Origin of the sequence: Fictibacillus sp. Mic-4 (assembly GCF_049843615.1) — a bacterium.
In the GTDB taxonomy this organism is placed as follows: domain Bacteria; phylum Bacillota; class Bacilli; order Bacillales; family Fictibacillaceae; genus Fictibacillus_A; species Fictibacillus_A gelatini.
This window is the reverse complement of sequence record NZ_JBBHZM010000053.1, coordinates 1-17,034: the sequence shown is the minus strand read 5'-3', so window position 1 is coordinate 17,034 and position 17,034 is coordinate 1. Positions and strand designations below refer to the sequence as shown.

The following is a 17,034-nucleotide window of genomic DNA, read 5'->3' as shown; positions in this document are numbered from 1 at the left end:
CAATAAACGGCCTCAGTTGGATAAAAAAATAAGTCTATTTTTCACTTATTATCCAAAAGTAAGATTTTATTGTCTAAACCGGATGATTTATTGTCTAAATAAGAGCACTTATTGTCCGAACACGAAATCATTTTAGGGTTATCTATTTCAAAGACAAAAAAAAGAAGGCCAATTCGTCTGGCCTTACCATGTTTCTCCATGTTCTGTTGTTCCTGCCGTTCCTGCCTGTTGATGGGACCCAACGGTTAATGTGAACCCGCCAAAAAGCAAGGCGGCGGCAATTGAACAATGAATCAACGCGAATAGAATCCGTTTCATCCAACCACTCCTTTCTCCAAAAGTTTTTGTTTTGCAACAAACGCAAGGTGAAAATAATCACTGCTCTTCTCATAGTTTCCTTTTGTGTAAAAATGTTCAGCCAATTGTTCACTGTAGTCTTGAACGTATCCCCATAATTCTTCTCTTTCAAAGTAGGAAATTCCTTCTTTTATGGCGGATTCCAATTCAAGATCATCTTGATGGGCATAATGAAACGCGGCTAAAATATGAAAATGAAAGCGGTATTCCTCATTATTCGCTGCCCGGCAATGCTTTAGCCCTTCTTCGATGAAGTGTGATGCAGCGTCCTTTTTATTTGTTTTATAGTATTCGCGTGCAAGAAGGAAAGCAGTTTTATGGAGTTTAAAGCGTTTCTCATAAACTTTTTCTAAAAAGCTGATAGCCGCTTCTGATTGGTTTTGTTGTTCAGAATAGAGCAAGCCAAGATTATAGCGGATCAATACAGCGCGTTGCTCCTGGTTCATCTTTTGCACGGTATTTAGGGCAGATAGAAAGTTAACTTCCGCTTCCTTAAATTGTTTAAGCAATGTGTAGGCCAATCCTAAAACATTTTGGCAGGCAGCGACATTAAGATCATAGCCATATTGCCCTTCAAAAAACTCCTTCGCTTTCTTCGCATAATGAATGGCTAGGACCGGCTGGCGAACATGATAATAATAATTTGCCACTTTATAATGAAACTCGGCTTTTTCAACTTCGTCCGGGACCAACGCCAAAAGGGCTTCCGCCTTTTCAAAATGAATGCAGGCATCGCTATAGCTACCAATAATGGTAAAGTGTTGCGCCTTGAAAAAATGATAATAATAGGCCAGGAAGTCGTCGGTAGGTTGGTCTATCGTATTTATTCGTTGGATTGCCTTATCCGCCTGCTTAAGATGGTCAACTAACAATTGTTGACGCAACTCTAACAGAGAATAATAGATAAACAGAGTCTGGGTCGGATCGATTTCCATCTGTTGAATCTTTCGGCTAATCTCATCCTTTAATTGGCTGGACTTTTGTATGTTTTGTTCACGAATTTCCTGATACCACTCATTTAAAAGTAACATCATCTCTTCTTTGCTTACGGTCAAGGCACTCATAAATACCCACCTTCCTCTGAGTCACGACACTCCCATAAATTTTGATAAGGCGTTGAGCTAACTTTTTCGCTTTTTTTGTTAAATCTTTGACATAATCTGTAGTTCGACATTCGTCAGTATTTTCCTTTAAAAAATTTTTAAATAATTTTAAAAAAGATGCCTCTTTTTTTCTCTATCCATCTATTTATAGGATGAAAGGAGGTGATGATATGGCGACATCAACCATCATGGATTCTGAGCTGCGTTTGAATTTCGAAACCGGAGTCGATCCAAAGGGAAAGCCGATCATTAAAAGCAAAAACTTCAAAGTGAAAACGACAGCAACGACAGATCAGCTTCACGCAGTTGCGAATGCCCTTGCCGCGCTTCAGCAATACCCGCTCGACTCCATCGAGCGAAACGACTCGTACAGCATCTTAGCATAACGTTAACACCATATGAAGAAAAGGAGGGATAAAAGATGGCGAAAACGTTAGCGCTTCAATTTCTGAACCGGGACAAAAAAACAGTGACGGTCACACTTGATGCACCGAAGGAACCGGTCGATGCCGCAGCTGTGAAAGCAGCAATGGATACGATCATTGCTCAAAACGTGTTCTCATCAAGCGGCGGTGACCTTGTTGAAAAGAAAGGCGCCCAGATCGTCGACCGCAGCGTCTCGGAAATCAGCCTATAAAAGAAGGGGCTGCCCCGGCTGTTGGATCCATCCTCCACCAGCATGGGACAACCCCTTTTTTCTACCATTCTTTTTGTCTGGAGATCAAACCATTTTATAAGGAAAGGGGGCTTACTCATGGAAGCATGGCTTTCTCTCATCAGCGACGTCGGCTTCCCGGTGGTCGTCACGTTGTATCTCTTGCACCGGATCGAAGGCAAGCTCGATACATTGAACAATTCCATCCTGATGCTGGCTGAACGGATGCAGAAGCCACCAGCAGCCTAAACACAAAATTCCTGAATCCGCCTTTTTGGGAGATTCAGGAATTTGTTTTTTGTAATTGCTACCGATCCTATGGTTACGGCATAGTCCAATTAGTTGATTTTCTTTTCTTTTAAATCGAAAATCATCCATGATATTGAAATCGATGTGGAGTCATTAATTTCAATGAAGATGCGGTTCCTAATGAAACGAATTACTCCGTGCTACTTTTCAAGCCATTTTTGAAGTCTCTCTTGGAGGTTGGTACGGACCGTCGGCCATTCTTCGGCGAGGATGGAATAATAAGCCGAATCTCTAATACCGCCATCACTTGCGGGGACGTGGGCCCTGCGAATCCCTTCAAAAGTAGCGCCTAGCCGCTCAATTGCCGTTCGGGAACGGATGTTGCGGGCATCGGTTTTCAATGTGATTCTGATCGTCTTCCACGTTTCAAATGCATGCGTCAGCATAAGAAGTTTGCACTCCGTGTTGACACCGGTGCGTTGGAACGAAGCTTGATACCACGTACTTCCTATTTCAGCAACGGTTGGTATCATAGTATCTCTGGGTGAAGATCCATCGACCCCATTCTGGGGCCACGAAAAAACTTCGAGATCAAGAAATCGGGTTGTTCCGACAATACGGCCTGTTTCGATGTGACGAACCACAAATGGCAACGCACGACCTTTCGAAAAGTCCGCCAAAGCAATTTCGATATAACGTTTCGTATCTTCCAGTCCATCCGGAACATACGTATAAGTATACGTTGACCTGTCCTCAAGAGCAGCTGCGCAGAGCTCTTTCACGTGTCCCACCGTCATTGGTTCTAATGAGACAAGGCGGCCACGAAGCGTCACAGGCTTCAGCATGGCATCACATCCTTCGTTTGCTTAACTTTCCCCAATACCGCTTTTGGAGTTTTTATATGAACATTCTTTCAAAGGGGTTATCCATTGTCAATAATGAAAACGTGACTATTAGAATATGTTTTATATCGGACCCCATATAAGCGTAGGCGAAGATTTGATTACTTATGACATTAATGGTATTGGCCGAGTGAAGCTGTTGGAATATAAACACTTAAAAGATCACGAATTACCGCTCCATTGGCGGGATATTCAAATACGGAAATATAGAGATTAGCGCGAGAAAAGGGTTTTTAATTGAAAGCGAAGTTTTTGTAATACAATATGTATCACTTTTTGGACATACTAACAATGTATTTTATATCCAAAGTTTTCACTGTTCTTTTATTTACTTTGATTTTTCCCCTCGAAGTTTTAGATCGTTTGTTCCGGTACTAGAAAAAGATAGTACTTTAATAAAGTCATACTGCCCTCTAAAATTAAACCAACAGAATTGGTTCATTTTAGAGGGAGGTTAACTGTGAAGAAATTTATCATATTTTCATTTTTATTTTGGCTGTCGGAGCAACTGCTCAAATTATTGATTCCGTAATTACTCCATCGGAATATTACTACGATCATTATTTACAACTCATCCTTCTTATCATTGCAGTAAGCCCAGTTGTGGGTGTTATCATTGCTTTATTTGCAAAAAACAGCACAACTAAAATTGTAGCCATTGCTTTAAATTTTGCCTTTTTTGTTATCTTTTCACCGTTATCATTGTTAAACCTATGGATTATAACGTTCGGAAAGTAATATTGCCAATAAGGTAAAACCACCTCCGAATTTCTATATTTCACCTGTTATTCTAACATTATCATTCTATTCACCACTTTTTCTACTATATTATTCCAAAATAAAAGGAGCTTTCTACTCATCACGTAGAAGCTCCTCTTTCTCGTTTTAAGGAATCATCCATGTCAGGTAATACGCCTGAACGTATGTTATGATTCCGATAATCAATACAAAGAATAGACTGTGTTTAACTGTAAAGCGGAACAATTCTGACTCTTTTCCAACGAGTCCTACAGCTGCACAGGCGACAGCGATCGACTGCGGCGAAATCATTTTCCCCGTTACCCCGCCAGTTGTATTCGCGGCGACTAATAACACTTCTTTGACACCAATTTGCTGTGCCGTAATCGATTGCAAGTTCGCAAACAAGGCGTTTGATGATGTATCTGACCCTGTCAAAAAGACACCGAGCCATCCGAGAATCGGCGAGAAAAACGGAAAAAGCCCGCCTGTTGCGGTAAGTGCCAGCGCCAATGTACTCGATAGGCCGGAATAATTGGCAATAAAAGCAAACCCTAGAACAAGCCCGATAGACAAGATTGGTTTCCTTAATTCGGATAATGTTTCTACAAAGGTGTTGATAGCCTCTTTAAACGGGATTCGCAAGATGATGATTGAAATCACGGCGACAAAAAGAATCGCCGTTCCCGTTGCGGAAATGAAGTCCCATTTAAAGATTGCTTCATACGATGTAAGCTTGTCAACAATCGGCTTAACTTTCACAATATGATTATGAAGACCAGGTACGGGAATACTTCTCACCGTTGCCGCTAATGGACCATCAGGAGCAAATAATGCCTTAAATCCTTTTTGGCTCCAAATAATGATCATTATCGTTAATACGATAAACGGCGACCAGGCCTTAACGATTTTTCCGAATGTGAGCTGGAATGCAGGTGATTCTACAGAAGCTGCAATTTCAGAATAACTTCCTGCCTTCTCTCCTTTAAATTTAAAAATGTTTTTTGGTTTCCATATTTTCAAAAAGAGTGATAGACAAATGAGGCTGACGATGGCCGAAGTAATATCCGGCAATTCAGGACCAAGGAATGTCGCCGTTAAAAATTGTGTAATGGCAAATGATCCTCCTGCGACTAAAACAGCCGGCCACGTTTCCTTCACTCCCTTGAAACCATCCATTAAAAAAACTAAGAAAAACGGTACGAATACTGATAAGATCGGCAATTGATGTCCCGCCATTTGCCCGATTAGGTGGGCATCAATTCCGGTAATTTGCCCGGAGACAGTAATCGGGATCCCCATTGCCCCGAATGCCACCGGTGCGGTGTTAGCGATTAAACATAACCCTGCCGCATAAAGCGGGTTTAATCCAAGACCGGCTAACAAAGATGCGGTGATGGCTACAGGGGCACCGAAGCCCGCAGCTCCTTCTAAAAAGGCACCGAATGAAAACCCAATTAAGATGACCAATAAGCGATGGTCGTTCGTTATGGACAATACAGATGCACGAATCGTATCAAATTGTCCTGACTTCACCGATAACTTGTACAAATAAACCGATGTGACGATAATCCAGGCGACTGGCCAAAGACCGTAAACAAAACCGTAAGCGGTTGCAGAAAAGGCCATCGTTAACGGCATTTTGTAAACGGATACAACTATGATAAACGTAATAATGACAGTAAGTAATCCTGCCATATGCCCTTGCATACGAAAAGCGGTAAGTGCCAAAAAGAAAAAGATGATCGGTATTAATGCAACAATGGCTGACAACCAGATATTTCCTAGTGGGTCATAGATTTGAGTCCAGGTGTTCATATTCCCTCTCCTTTTTAACGATTTTGAAAATTAAGCTGTCCATTGCGCATAATGGCGCATGGACAGTCTACGTTATGAAACAATAATATAGGTTGCTTTTACCGGGCCGTGGACGCCTACGACGAGATTCATTTCGATGTCGGCCGAGTTTGACGGACCGGAAATAAAGTTTATGCACGAAGCGATCGGCTCGCCGTTTTCCGCTTTTTGGTTCAAGTCGTGGGCAACTTGAGTCGAGCGGGGCACGATCCGGCTCTTTTCGATAATGGCAATATACGTTGTCGGCAAAAAGTTGACGGCACGCCCTTTCTTATTATTGCTGCAAAGAACGACCGTGCCAGATTCCGCCATCGCGTAATCGGCAAACGTAATCCCGACATTCGATTGTTCGGCAATCTTCACATTTTCGTCGCCTAATGCCGGTTTCCAAATATGCACGGGGATGTTTTTGTTGGGCCACTCTGTTTCTATTAAATGAGAAAGGCCGTATTCAGATAAACGCTCGTCATTGTGCATAATGACAGGACCACCGCCAAATTGAGCGACAATCTCTTTCAAGACTCTGGCCAACTTCATTTTATCTGTTTCAATGACGTCCGTATGGATTTTCTTGCATTGTTCTTTTAACACTTCAACTAATTCATCCTGGCTCGCATCCTTTAATACGTTCCAATGGACATCGTGCTTGTATTCGGGCCGGACAACCCCGGAAACTTTTCTTGGGCGGCCAAGTTTTTGTGCAATATGATCCAAAAATGAGTCGCGATTTTGAATCGATCCTTTTATCATTGGTCCTTGCCCTCCTTCCCGCGTTTCTTCATCCAATCCCGGAACCGTTCTTTAGCCGGCGCAGGGAGATTGCGCGTATCCGTCCAGCCTTTCAACATTCCGATTCCTTTTGTAATCCGGTTGTCGCTTTGAAGCGGTTTTGTGGCAAGCGGCGCAAGCTTTGACCCGATCTTATAAGCTGTTTGCGAACCGGTTCCCATACCGATTGCTTTCATCATTACTTTTTCGGAAAAAGGCGCTTTCCCTTCGCGGGCGACAATGTTTTGCCGATGTTTGATCAACAGTTCGTGAAGCGGAATTTTCACCGGACAGGCATCGGTGCATGCAGCGCAAAGCGAAGAAGCGTACGGCAGCTCCTTGTAATCGTCATAGCCCCCGAGGAGCGGACTCAGCACGGCCCCAATCGGACCAGAGTAGATGGAACCGTAGGCGTGGCCTCCGATATGGCGGTACACCGGGCAAACGTTAACGCAAGCTGCACAGCGAATACATTGAAGAACGGATTTAAGTTCCGTCGCCAAAATGTCACTTCGGCCATTATCTACGATCACAAGGTGAAACTCTTCCGGCCCGTCGGCATCGCCCGGATCTTTTGGCCCCGTCAATGTTGTGATATAGCTTGTCAATTTCTGGCCGACCGCACTCCGGCACAATAAATTCACTAAAATTTCCATGTCCTCCAGCGTCGGTACAATCCGCTCCATACCCATGACGGCGATGTGCGTTTTCGGAATGATTGTTACTAAATCGGCGTTCCCTTCATTTGTAACGAGCGTGACCGAACCGGTATTGGCGACCGCGAAGTTGCAGCCCGTAATTCCGACTTCCGCTTCCATAAACTTTTTGCGCAAGACTTCACGGGCAAAACGTGCGAGTTCCTCTGGTTTTGACGTTTTGTCATAATGGAGCTTTTCTTTAAACACATCGCGGATCTGGTCTTTATTTTTATGAAGTGCCGGCGCGACGATATGTGAAGGAGGATCATGGTCGTCCACCTGAAGGATATATTCGCCAAGGTCCGTCTCCAGCACTTCGCAGCCAATTGCTTCAAGCGCTTCATTCATATTGATTTCTTCCGTTACCATCGACTTGGACTTGACAATTTTTTTTGCGTCTTTCTTTTCGACGATATCCCGGATATAGGCGCTTGCCTCTTCTTTCGTTTTCGCAAAGAAAACATGCCCGCCGCGTCTGGCAACATTTTCACTGAGCTCCATCAAATAGTAATCAAGGTTTTCGAGTACATGCTGGCGAATCTGTTCCCCTAACTCACGCCACTTTTCCCAGTCACCTAGCTCTTCTGCAGCTCCAAGGCGGCGGCCCTGCAAGCTGTTTTGCGCAGACGAAACGGCCCCTCGCATAAATTCATTGCCAAGTCCTTTTTGGATCCGGGCTTTAAAGGTCTCATCGGTAATTTTCATGGACATCTGGCATTACCTCCCTTCGTTCCTTTTCGTTTTCGGCACTTGATTTAACACTTCGGCGATGTGCATCACTTTCACTTTTTTGCCCTGTCTGTCGAGACGTCCGCCAATGTTCATTAAGCAGGCCATATCAGAGCCAACTAAATAGTCTGCGTTTGTCGATACGATGCAGCCTACTTTTTCATCGACCATTTGCCCGGAAATGTCGCCCATCTTGACAGAGAATGTGCCACCAAACCCGCAGCAATTTTCTTTATGCGGAAGCTCAACATATTGGAGTCCTTCAACATTGGACAATAAAGTAATCGGTTCACTTTTCGCTCCGAGCAACCTCGTCATATGGCAGCTCGTATGATACGTTGCCGTTCCTTCCAGGTAGGCGCCTGCATCTTCAATTTTTAGAACATGGACGAGAAATTGCGTTAATTCATACGTTTTTTCTTTTAATTGAACGGCCTTTTCTTTCCATTCGGGCTCGTCTTCAAATACGTGCGGATATTCCTTGAACATATAGGCGCACGAACCGGATGGCGTAACGACATATTCGGCATGTTCAAACGCTTTGATCATATTTTTCATCGCTTTTTTTGCATCTTCTGTATAGCCGCTGTTAAAAGCCGGCTGGCCACAGCAAACTTGCCCCTCCGGGAAATCCACTTCACACCCGAAGCGCTCCAGCAGCTCAACGGTCGCTTTACCGACATTCGGGTAAAACATATCGACTAAACATGTAGAAAATAAACTGACTTTCATCGAACCCCTCCTTTTTCATAAAAGTCAGGTCATCTGATGACTTGATTGAATTCATTATATCAAACTTTTTCTTTAATAAATAGGGCGAATTTTCGATCCACAAAAATAGATAATGTAGTTCGGAAAATAAAATTTGTGTTTTGGAAAATACATTAGGCATTTTGGAAAATAAAAATTTAGTTTTGGAAAATACATTAGGCGGTTTGGAAAATAAACACTCTTTTTTGGAAAATAACGTTTGTCAGGAGGTTAAATTGGCCGATTAAATAAGATAACATAAAGAAATGGAGGCTTTTGGCCCCCATTTTTTAATGAAATACGCTTTTTAGCAACCGTTCGACATGATTTAAGTGAATTTCCATTTGTTTTTTCGCTTCTACCGGATCTCTGTTGATGATGGCTTCGCAAATCCGCGAATGTTCTTCGTATGATGCCTGTTTATAGCCCGGCTCTTTTACAATGAACAAACGTCTCGTTTCTTTAATAGAATGGATCATTAAATTGGAAATATTATTAATAAGGTCGATGAGTATTGGATTGTGTGTCGCTTTTGCGATCGACATATGAAATTTCCAATCGGCTTCATCACCGAGTTCTCCAGGTAGACCGAGTTCTTCTTCCATCATCGCAATCGCCTGTTGAATTTCTTCCTTATCCTCTTCGGTAAAATTTTTTGCGGCAACCTCCACGGCACCGAACTCGACAATTTTCCGAACTTCAAGAAGGTTCATGACATCATTTGGCTGCAGTAAAATGGCGTTCGATAAAGAGGAAAAAAGGGCGCTGCTTTCGTAATCTTTTACATAGGTACCTTCCCCGTGTTTAATTTCGATCACATTCATTGCACGAAGGGACGTGAGCGCTTCCCTGATCGCAGAACGTCCGACTTGAAAATTATCCGCTAATTGCTCCACGGAAGGAAGTTTCTCACCGGGTTTCAGCTCTCCATTTTTGATCATATCGATAAGGGCATCTTGCACCTCTTCATAAATTTTTTTCCGTTTAATTTTTTTATAGCTTTCCGTCATGGGCTTTTTTCACCTTCCTGCCCTTATTTTACGGCAATATCGTTTTCCCGGCAAAATGGCGCAAAAACTCTTCCCGCCCGGGGATAATTTCCAGTACAGGAAGGTTATTCGCCGAATGTAATCAACTATTCGTCGCACGAGAACATTTATTCGTCTGACAAGAGAACTTATTCGTCTACCTTATCGTGAGGTGTCTCACCGCCACATGCCGATCATCCCGAGCAAATCAGAAAAGGACGGGGTTTCCGTCAGTCCGGGGAACCGCTCGCGTGCCTGTTTTAGCGCTTCTTCTTTCGTTCCGTAAAAAACGGCCCGGCCTTCATTCAATACTAGCAGCCGGTCACATAACGTTTCAATTTCCCATGGATCGTGGCTGGAGTAAATGATCGTTTTTCCCTCGTTTCCAAGCTGGCGGATAAAGGAAACGATTTCTTGCTTCGATTGAATGTCGATGCCAACAGTCGGCTCATCCATTAACAGCCAGTCAGGATCGTTCAATAAGGCGACGATGATATTGAGCTTTCGCTGCATTCCGCCGGATAAATGCTTCACCTTTTTCGTCATATGTTTGGTTAACCCCGCCATCTCGATAAGGCGGCTCACCCATTCTTTCGGCACTGGCCGATGGGCGATACGGGCAAAAAAGTTAACGTTATCCTTTGCCGTCAAGCCTGAATAGAGCGCAATTTCTTGAGGGACAAACCCGAGTGAACGCCTGATCTCCTTCACATCTTCGCTTATTTCCTTACCTTCGACCGAAATTGAACCCGTCGAGGGTGTAAGCAATGTCCCAAGCATATGCAGTAATGTCGATTTCCCCGCTCCGTTCGGGCCGATTAACCCGACAATTTGCCCTTTTTCAATGGTGAGCGTGATAGGCCCGACGACTCTCTTTTTTCCGTACGTTTTTGAAACCTCGTTTAACTCGATCATACTTGCCTCCAATGATTTTTACTGCCGCGAAAAATAAAACCAGGCCAGCTGCAGCGCACACGGCTGCAGGCTCAATACATCCCGCTTCGTTTCCGATCAAAATGCTTCTCATTCCATCGAGCGCCCACTTTTGCGGAAAAATGTTAAAAAGACTACCAGGATTGGAAGGAAGTCCCGTCCCAATGCTTGTTACAAGAACTGCCAATAATCCGATGCTGAAATACGTTTTCTTTGACTGGCAAAAACAGGCGATTAAAGAGCTGATCAAAAGGCAAAGAAATACATACAACCCGCTTATCAAGAGCCATGTGGCCGCTTGAGGCGCCGTCATGTGAACGTTCCATATCAAAAAAAGCGCAAATAGGAGACTAGATGGACATAACAGCAGAAAGATGCCAATAAGGTTCCCGCCCACATAAGCCCGGGGCTTAATGGAGAAAAGAAACATTCTTTGCAGCACACCATCTTCCCTCTCTGTAATGACCCAGTCGTTCATATAAAAACAAATTAACATCATAAGGGAAAGGAAAAGAATGAGCCAAATCGTATATTTCTGGCTGGATGGAGCCCCTTTTATAGAAGAGTGGGGTGTTCCTTCGTGATAGTCAATTTGCATGAGCGGCGCCGGTTTCCATTGCTCGTCCGTATAGTTCCATGCCTCTTTCCAAAGGCTCTTCTCCTGTTTTTCATCAACCCATTTTAAAAAGGCGTATTGATCTGTGACATAATTGGCCGCATGGGCGTTTGCCGAGAGCCGCATCACCTCGCCGGCAACGATTTCCCGAACGGCTCCTTGCGATAAAGACGCGGGCGAAATAAGCATTTGAATGGCGCCCTTTTCCTCATTTTTCATAACCTTTTGCTTAAATCCTTTAAGGAAAACAAACGCAATATCCGCTCTACTCGTTTTGATCATTCGTTCGGCCGTTTTTTGATCGACGCTCTGAATGTTGAGTGCCGGATTTTGGCTGGCGCGCTTTATAACAAGTTGCGAGTAATCGCTTTGATCTTCGTCCACGAAGAGAATGGGGATTTTCGTTTTTTCCGCCGTACTTGAAACCGCAAGCCCCATTCCAACCGCTAGAATGGCCGGCAAGAGAATAATAGACAAGAGAATGAAAGGACGGCCTGCGATCAATTTCATTCGATTCATGATAAACGTTTTATACATAGCGTCCCCTTCTTTTTAACAACGAGTGAATAAGGGCTAAAATGAAGAATCCAAAACAGAGCGCCACGAGTAAATTTACGCTGCTGGTTGGGCTGTGTTGAACGATGGCTGAAATGAGTTCGGTTTGCGCCCATCTTACCGGCAGAAAGTGGCTGACTGCCTCAAACGTAGCTGGCAAGTACGATAGCGGAAGAATGATCCCGCTCATGCTACTAAAAAGCAAAATGATCATTAAGCCGATGCTTATAAAACTCCGTCCTTTTATCCCGATTGACGTAAGCCAAATAAAAAAAGCGTTCATTGTAAACGTAAAGAGAAATGCAATGAGCACAAATGATAAGTTTATCGAATCGATCAGCCAGGAAAATGCGCCCAATAGCAAACCCGTCTGGATGCTCGTCAAAACGCTCAAAACAATAAAGTCTGCCAGAATCACCGATGTTTCGTTTACTCCCATGACCGTTAAGCGCTGCTTGAGAACTCCTTGCTCTTCATTCTTCATCATATGCAGGGCAAAAAGGCTATTGAGCATAAACAAGATTAATAGAAGGCTAATGCTAAAGTATTCTTTGATGGCAAGACCATTAAAGGCATTGAGTGTAACCGTCTCAAATACATTGTTTCTGCCAAGAGACTGAAGGGAGAAGCTGACAATCAGTTGTTTTAGTATACGATCAAGCTTATCTCCTTGAACCCCCGCTTTTTTCATGTAATGATACGTCGTGTTGACACCGCTCTGTGCGGCTGATACGAGTTTGGCGTTCGCTTCCATCATTTCCTTGAACAACATCGCCTCTAAAGGCTTTTTAGCGTTTCCTGTGACGATGGCAGGCTTGTTTTCACCGTATTGCAAGCTATTTGTAAATCCTTTTGGCAAAACGACAATCGCCGCAATTTTATTTTTTTGCAAAAGATCTTTTGCTTTTTCCAGGGTTGTCCGTTGAAACGAAACAACCTTGTTCATTTCTTTTGATGATTGAAATTGGCGGGTGAGCAATTTCGTTTCCATCGTTTCGTCCTGGTCAACTAAAGCCACTTGATAGGGCTTCACCCATTGATGGCCTTTCCATAAAGGCGCCAGCCCATAAAGAAGAAGGGAGACGATGAATAACGGAAAAAGCATTGTAAGTAAATGTTGAAAAGGATGTGCCATTAAATTTTTAAACCTTAGCCGGACATGAGGCATAATTGAAATACGAATCTCCCCGCTTTCTTTCACTTTCTATATATCTATTCTAACGTATTCTCTCTTCATTTATGAACAAAAAAAAAGACAAGAGTTTAACGCATTGTTAAACCCTTGCTTGATGTTTACTGCAACGTTTGGAAGTTCTGGAAGAGGCTTGCGTTTTTCCCGATGAACTTCTGTGCATTCGTTTGAATATCTTGCATGATTTTCATCAATTCAACTTGTGACACTTCTGAAACATTGACGGCACTTTGCGGTGTCAAATCCGGGAACTTCAGATGGTCTACAAATTTTGTCTTTGTGTCAATATCAATGGTGGCGTCGATTTTCGCATTGCCCATTTCCGGATCATTATGGAAAGCAAGATTTAATCCAAGAGTCGCTTTTGAGTTGGAATAATTTTTATCCAGGTTCTGATCCGTCTTTTGGTCATACGTACCGCTAATTTCCGGTACATCTTTCGCCTCTTTGCCTGTAAAATTCAGCTTGAACGTCGATTTGCTATTATCCTGCGTTCCGTTCGTTTTAATTTCAATTCCCGCGCTCGTTGGCCCGGTTGTTTTATCCCACACTTTGAACGAACCGTTAATCGTACGCTTGAATTTCTCCCCATCAGGTACGGTATTTGATTTTACGTCGACTACCAGCTTATCATTTTCCCCTGTGCCTGCTTCTACATTCCATGTTTTATCCGTTGCGTCATTGTCTTTTGTCCAGTTCGTTGATTTATAAGCGAAATGAGCCGTTTTGCCCGTTTTTTCATTTTTCGCATCAAGAACGATATTACGGCTTACAATTTCTTCATCGTCGTTAATGATGACTACCTGCTTAAGTCCGTTTGGCAACGAAGCATTTTCTTTAAACTGTTTCTCTGCATCTTGAATATCTTTTACGATTTTTTCTTTCAATTCTTTCTTAGACGGCATTGGCGTGATGGAGTTGTTTTCAAGCGATGCCGACATCATTTGCTGATCGACGATTTCATTGATCAATTCATCGTCTTTCGATAATTTGTTTAATAATCCGCCGACAAGATCTTTCGTTTCTTTTTCTGAAAGGGTCAACGTCAGCTGGCGAAGCTTTTCTCCTTTAAAGCTCACGTCTTTCTTCAATTTCACATCGTCATCTTTAATTTTAGAACCGATGTACAATGCATACTCCATCCCTTTTTTCTTCCAAAATTCAGGAGAGTTCAACTTCGTTTTTGTTTGGGCAAACATGAGGTTTGGCAGCTCGTTTGGCCCCTGGTAAGAAGGATCGAACTTTTTAATTGTTTCGCCAAACTTTTTATTTTCTACGTAAAAATATTTGTTATATAGTTCAGGGACAAATACGCCTGCTTTGTCATTCGATTGGAAAAATTCCGCATTCGCGATTTCTGAATCATTCATTAAAAAGCCGAGGTGATAAGCTCCCTGTTCTTTTTTCGGATCTTGTTTAACACCTAGCTTCAGCTTGCTATTTTTCAAGAACTCCTGAACCATCGCAAGTTCCGGAACCTGTTGCTCCAAGCCATTTGCGTTCATATTTACGCCAATCGTCATATCTTGTTGGTAGGGACTTTTTTTCATTTTGTCTTGAAGTTCAAATGAATTGCCAAAGCTGTCATTAAAGCTTTTTTCCAATGCTTTGTAAGAATTTAGTTCCGAGATGAAATAAAGCTCTTTTGGCGATTTGTTAAAAAAGACGGCATAAACCGTTCCTCCGATGCCAATTAGAATGACTGCTAGAATAATAGCTGTAATCGCAATCTTTTTCTTCCCGGGATTTTTATTCGTGCTGACCTCTAAGCCAGCAGCCGTTTCATTCCGTGTATCCATGTGCTCCTCCTTTTTGTTTGTAGTTGGCCTTTAGGGAAGTCACATCTTGTAAACTATGTAAATGTTTCGCATCCCTATCCCCCATAAAATAGCCTTGTTCCTTGCCTCAAGGTAAGAAATAACAATGATTTTACTATACCTAATGAATAGAAGGGTTTCCATACATTGAAGAAAAAAAGAGCCAAAAGTCCCTATTTTTCTTCAATTGATGTTTTATTTTTCTGTAAATATAGTAAAAAAGACTCAAAATCACCTCCACCTAAATTTCCTTACCCCCTTTCCGGAAAAGATAAACAACTTTTCTAGAATTTACTACCGAAAAGAGAGCTGAACTTATTGTCCAACTCTCTCATTGTATGCGCATTTTTTTGTTTCTTTTCCTGCTAATGTGACAGCTATTTAATCACAACCGGTAATTGTGAAATCATCTTCAATTTTCGCTAATACTGTATCTGGTGTTACATTCTCACCTTGTTTTACATCCACTGAGATAATATGTCCACTGATGCCTACTGAAACTTCCTCAACTAACCCATTTTTTGTCTTAATTAAAAACAGTCTTTCCCACTCGTATACACGGTTTGCTTTCATTGTTAATACTTTTTCTACCGTCCCATGATAGGGACTATAAACGGGTTCCACCACGCCTGGCATTTCTCTTCTCTCCTCTTCTTGGACAAAGTTTTATACCCAGCCTCTGAAACGTGAAGCTTCGGCCATTTTCCGGATTCCGACCATATAGGCCGCCAATCTCATGTCAACCTTGTGTATTTGTGCGGTTTCATAAATTTTTTCAAACGATTCTACCATCACTTTGCGCAAGCGTACGGCGACTTCCTCTTCCGTCCAGTAATAGCCCTGGTTGTTTTGCACCCATTCAAAATAGGAAACAGTCACGCCGCCTGCGCTTGCCAATACGTCCGGCACGAGAAGAACACCGCGCTCTGTTAAAATCTTTGTCGCTTCTAACGTTGTCGGTCCGTTTGCTGCTTCTACAACGATTGGAGCCTTAATCAAATGGGCATTTTCCGCAGTAATCTGATTGGAAATGGCGGCCGGCACAAGAATGTCACAATCGAGCTCAAGCAATTCTTTATTCGTGATCGTATCTTTGAATAGCTTTGTCACTGTCCCGAAGCTATCGCGGCGCTCCAGTAAATAGTCGATGTCAAGTCCGTCCGGATCATAAAGCGCCCCGTAGGCATCCGAAATGCCAACGACTTTTGCACCGGCATCATGCATGAATTTCGCAAGATAGCTTCCCGCATTCCCGAATCCTTGAACAACGACGCGTGCCCCTTCAAGCTTGATGCCTTTCTTTTTCGCGGCTTCTTCAATGCATAATGTGACGCCGCTTGCAGTTGCGGTTTCGCGGCCGTGCGATCCTCCAAGAACGAGCGGTTTCCCTGTAATAAAGCCCGGTGAGTCAAATTCACGGATGCGGCTATATTCATCCATCATCCACGCCATAATTTGTGAATTGGTGAACACGTCCGGTGCAGGAATATCTTTTGTTGGTCCAACCAATTGGCTGATCGCCCGAACGTATCCGCGGCTCAGGCGCTCCAATTCACTGAAGGACATGCTTCTTGGGTCACAAATAATGCCGCCTTTCCCGCCTCCGTATGGCAAATCGACAATGCCGCATTTTAAGCTCATCCAAATCGATAATGCCTTTACTTCATTTTCGTTCACTTCTGGATGAAAACGGACGCCGCCTTTAGTTGGTCCGGTCGAGTCATTATGCTGGGAGCGATAGCCGGTAAATACTTTCACTGTCCCGTCATCCATCCGAACCGGAATGCGGACTGTCAACATTCGAAGTGGTTCTTTCAATAGCTCGAACATTTCATTCGAATAGCCCAATTTATTTAACGCTTCTTGGATGACAGATTGTGTCGATTCAAATAAACTTAGTGCTTCTTTCTCTTCTTTGCTCTTTTTTTGAAGATCATTTAAAACTGCGGTAGCCGCCATTGATTACATCTCCTCGTTTTATTACGGTCATTAGTTTTAAGAATGAGGAGCAGCAAAAAGCCGCTCCAAACGTTTATAGTGTTTCGCCTGTTGTCTTCGCTTGCATATGCAAGATAAGGTAATCAGGG

At 43.0% G+C, this 17,034-nt stretch carries 17 protein-coding genes; 3 read left to right on the top strand and 14 right to left on the bottom strand.

Annotated features, from left to right (window positions below; genetic code table 11):
• Positions 1–183: 183 nt before the first annotated feature.
• Together WD019_RS20075 and WD019_RS20070 are read right to left on the bottom strand one after the other, a co-directional pair.
• Positions 184–318, bottom strand: coding sequence for a hypothetical protein (locus WD019_RS20075; protein ID WP_425712606.1), 135 nt, complete (start codon positions 316–318; stop codon positions 184–186).
• Positions 315–1,421: a tetratricopeptide repeat protein gene (locus tag WD019_RS20070; protein WP_425712605.1), complete on the bottom strand. Its 1,107-nt coding sequence runs from the start codon at positions 1,419–1,421 to the stop codon at positions 315–317. Before WD019_RS20070 ends, WD019_RS20075 begins: the two co-directional genes overlap by 4 nt.
• 209 nt (positions 1,422–1,630) lie before the next feature.
• Here WD019_RS20070 and WD019_RS20065 point away from each other — a divergent pair, with 209 nt between their 5' ends.
• The 3 genes from WD019_RS20065 (at position 1,631) to WD019_RS20055 (ending at position 2,364) form a co-directional block, all read left to right on the top strand.
• Positions 1,631–1,846 (top strand): DUF1659 domain-containing protein, encoded by a 216-nt coding sequence (locus WD019_RS20065; protein ID WP_425712604.1) that lies wholly within the window; start codon positions 1,631–1,633, stop codon positions 1,844–1,846.
• Positions 1,847–1,881: 35 nt separating this feature from the next.
• Complete coding sequence (locus WD019_RS20060) at positions 1,882–2,097, top strand: DUF2922 domain-containing protein (RefSeq protein WP_425712603.1); 216 nt, start codon at positions 1,882–1,884, stop codon at positions 2,095–2,097.
• Between the two features lie 117 nt (positions 2,098–2,214).
• Positions 2,215–2,364 carry a YvrJ family protein gene (locus tag WD019_RS20055; RefSeq protein ID WP_026678400.1) on the top strand — a complete coding sequence of 50 codons (150 nt, stop codon included), beginning with the start codon at positions 2,215–2,217 and terminating at the stop codon, positions 2,362–2,364.
• A gap of 200 nt (positions 2,365–2,564) precedes the next feature.
• Here WD019_RS20055 and WD019_RS20050 read toward each other — a convergent pair whose 3' ends face one another.
• The 12 genes from WD019_RS20050 to WD019_RS19995 all read right to left on the bottom strand — a co-directional run bounded on the left by WD019_RS20050 (position 2,565) and on the right by WD019_RS19995 (position 16,906).
• Positions 2,565–3,209, bottom strand: coding sequence for a GNAT family N-acetyltransferase (locus tag WD019_RS20050; protein ID WP_026678401.1), 645 nt, complete (start codon positions 3,207–3,209; stop codon positions 2,565–2,567).
• Positions 3,210–4,151: 942 nt separating this feature from the next.
• Positions 4,152–5,822: a lactate permease LctP family transporter gene (locus WD019_RS20045; RefSeq protein WP_425712602.1), complete on the bottom strand. Its 1,671-nt coding sequence runs from the start codon at positions 5,820–5,822 to the stop codon at positions 4,152–4,154.
• A 72-nt stretch (positions 5,823–5,894) separates the two neighbouring features.
• Positions 5,895–6,611, bottom strand: coding sequence for a LutC/YkgG family protein (locus WD019_RS20040; protein WP_425712601.1), 717 nt, complete (start codon positions 6,609–6,611; stop codon positions 5,895–5,897).
• The gene (locus WD019_RS20035) at positions 6,608–8,038 is read right to left on the bottom strand and encodes a LutB/LldF family L-lactate oxidation iron-sulfur protein (protein ID WP_425712600.1); all 1,431 of its coding nucleotides are present in this window, start codon (positions 8,036–8,038) and stop codon (positions 6,608–6,610) included. The genes WD019_RS20040 and WD019_RS20035 overlap by 4 nt, the downstream gene beginning before the upstream one ends.
• 6 nt (positions 8,039–8,044) lie before the next feature.
• Positions 8,045–8,788 (bottom strand): (Fe-S)-binding protein, encoded by a 744-nt coding sequence (locus WD019_RS20030; protein WP_425712599.1) that lies wholly within the window; start codon positions 8,786–8,788, stop codon positions 8,045–8,047.
• A gap of 308 nt (positions 8,789–9,096) precedes the next feature.
• Complete coding sequence (locus WD019_RS20025) at positions 9,097–9,816, bottom strand: FadR/GntR family transcriptional regulator (RefSeq protein ID WP_425712598.1); 720 nt, start codon at positions 9,814–9,816, stop codon at positions 9,097–9,099.
• 195 nt (positions 9,817–10,011) lie between these two features.
• A complete protein-coding gene (locus tag WD019_RS20020) occupies positions 10,012–10,749 on the bottom strand; it encodes an ABC transporter ATP-binding protein (RefSeq protein WP_425712597.1) in 738 nt (245 codons plus the stop codon).
• Positions 10,676–11,920 (bottom strand): ABC transporter permease, encoded by a 1,245-nt coding sequence (locus tag WD019_RS20015; protein WP_425712596.1) that lies wholly within the window; start codon positions 11,918–11,920, stop codon positions 10,676–10,678. The genes WD019_RS20020 and WD019_RS20015 overlap by 74 nt, the downstream gene beginning before the upstream one ends.
• Entirely contained in the window at positions 11,913–13,073 is a 1,161-nt protein-coding gene (locus WD019_RS20010; RefSeq protein WP_425712595.1) for an ABC transporter permease, read from the bottom strand. Before WD019_RS20010 ends, WD019_RS20015 begins: the two co-directional genes overlap by 8 nt.
• Before the next feature lie 158 nt (positions 13,074–13,231).
• Positions 13,232–14,929, bottom strand: a complete 1,698-nt coding sequence (locus tag WD019_RS20005) for a hypothetical protein (protein WP_425712594.1) — start codon at positions 14,927–14,929, stop codon at positions 13,232–13,234.
• A 399-nt stretch (positions 14,930–15,328) separates the two neighbouring features.
• Complete coding sequence (locus tag WD019_RS20000) at positions 15,329–15,583, bottom strand: hypothetical protein (protein ID WP_425712593.1); 255 nt, start codon at positions 15,581–15,583, stop codon at positions 15,329–15,331.
• Between the two features lie 30 nt (positions 15,584–15,613).
• Positions 15,614–16,906, bottom strand: a complete 1,293-nt coding sequence (locus tag WD019_RS19995) for a Glu/Leu/Phe/Val family dehydrogenase (protein WP_026678414.1) — start codon at positions 16,904–16,906, stop codon at positions 15,614–15,616.
• Positions 16,907–17,034: the final 128 nt, after the last annotated feature.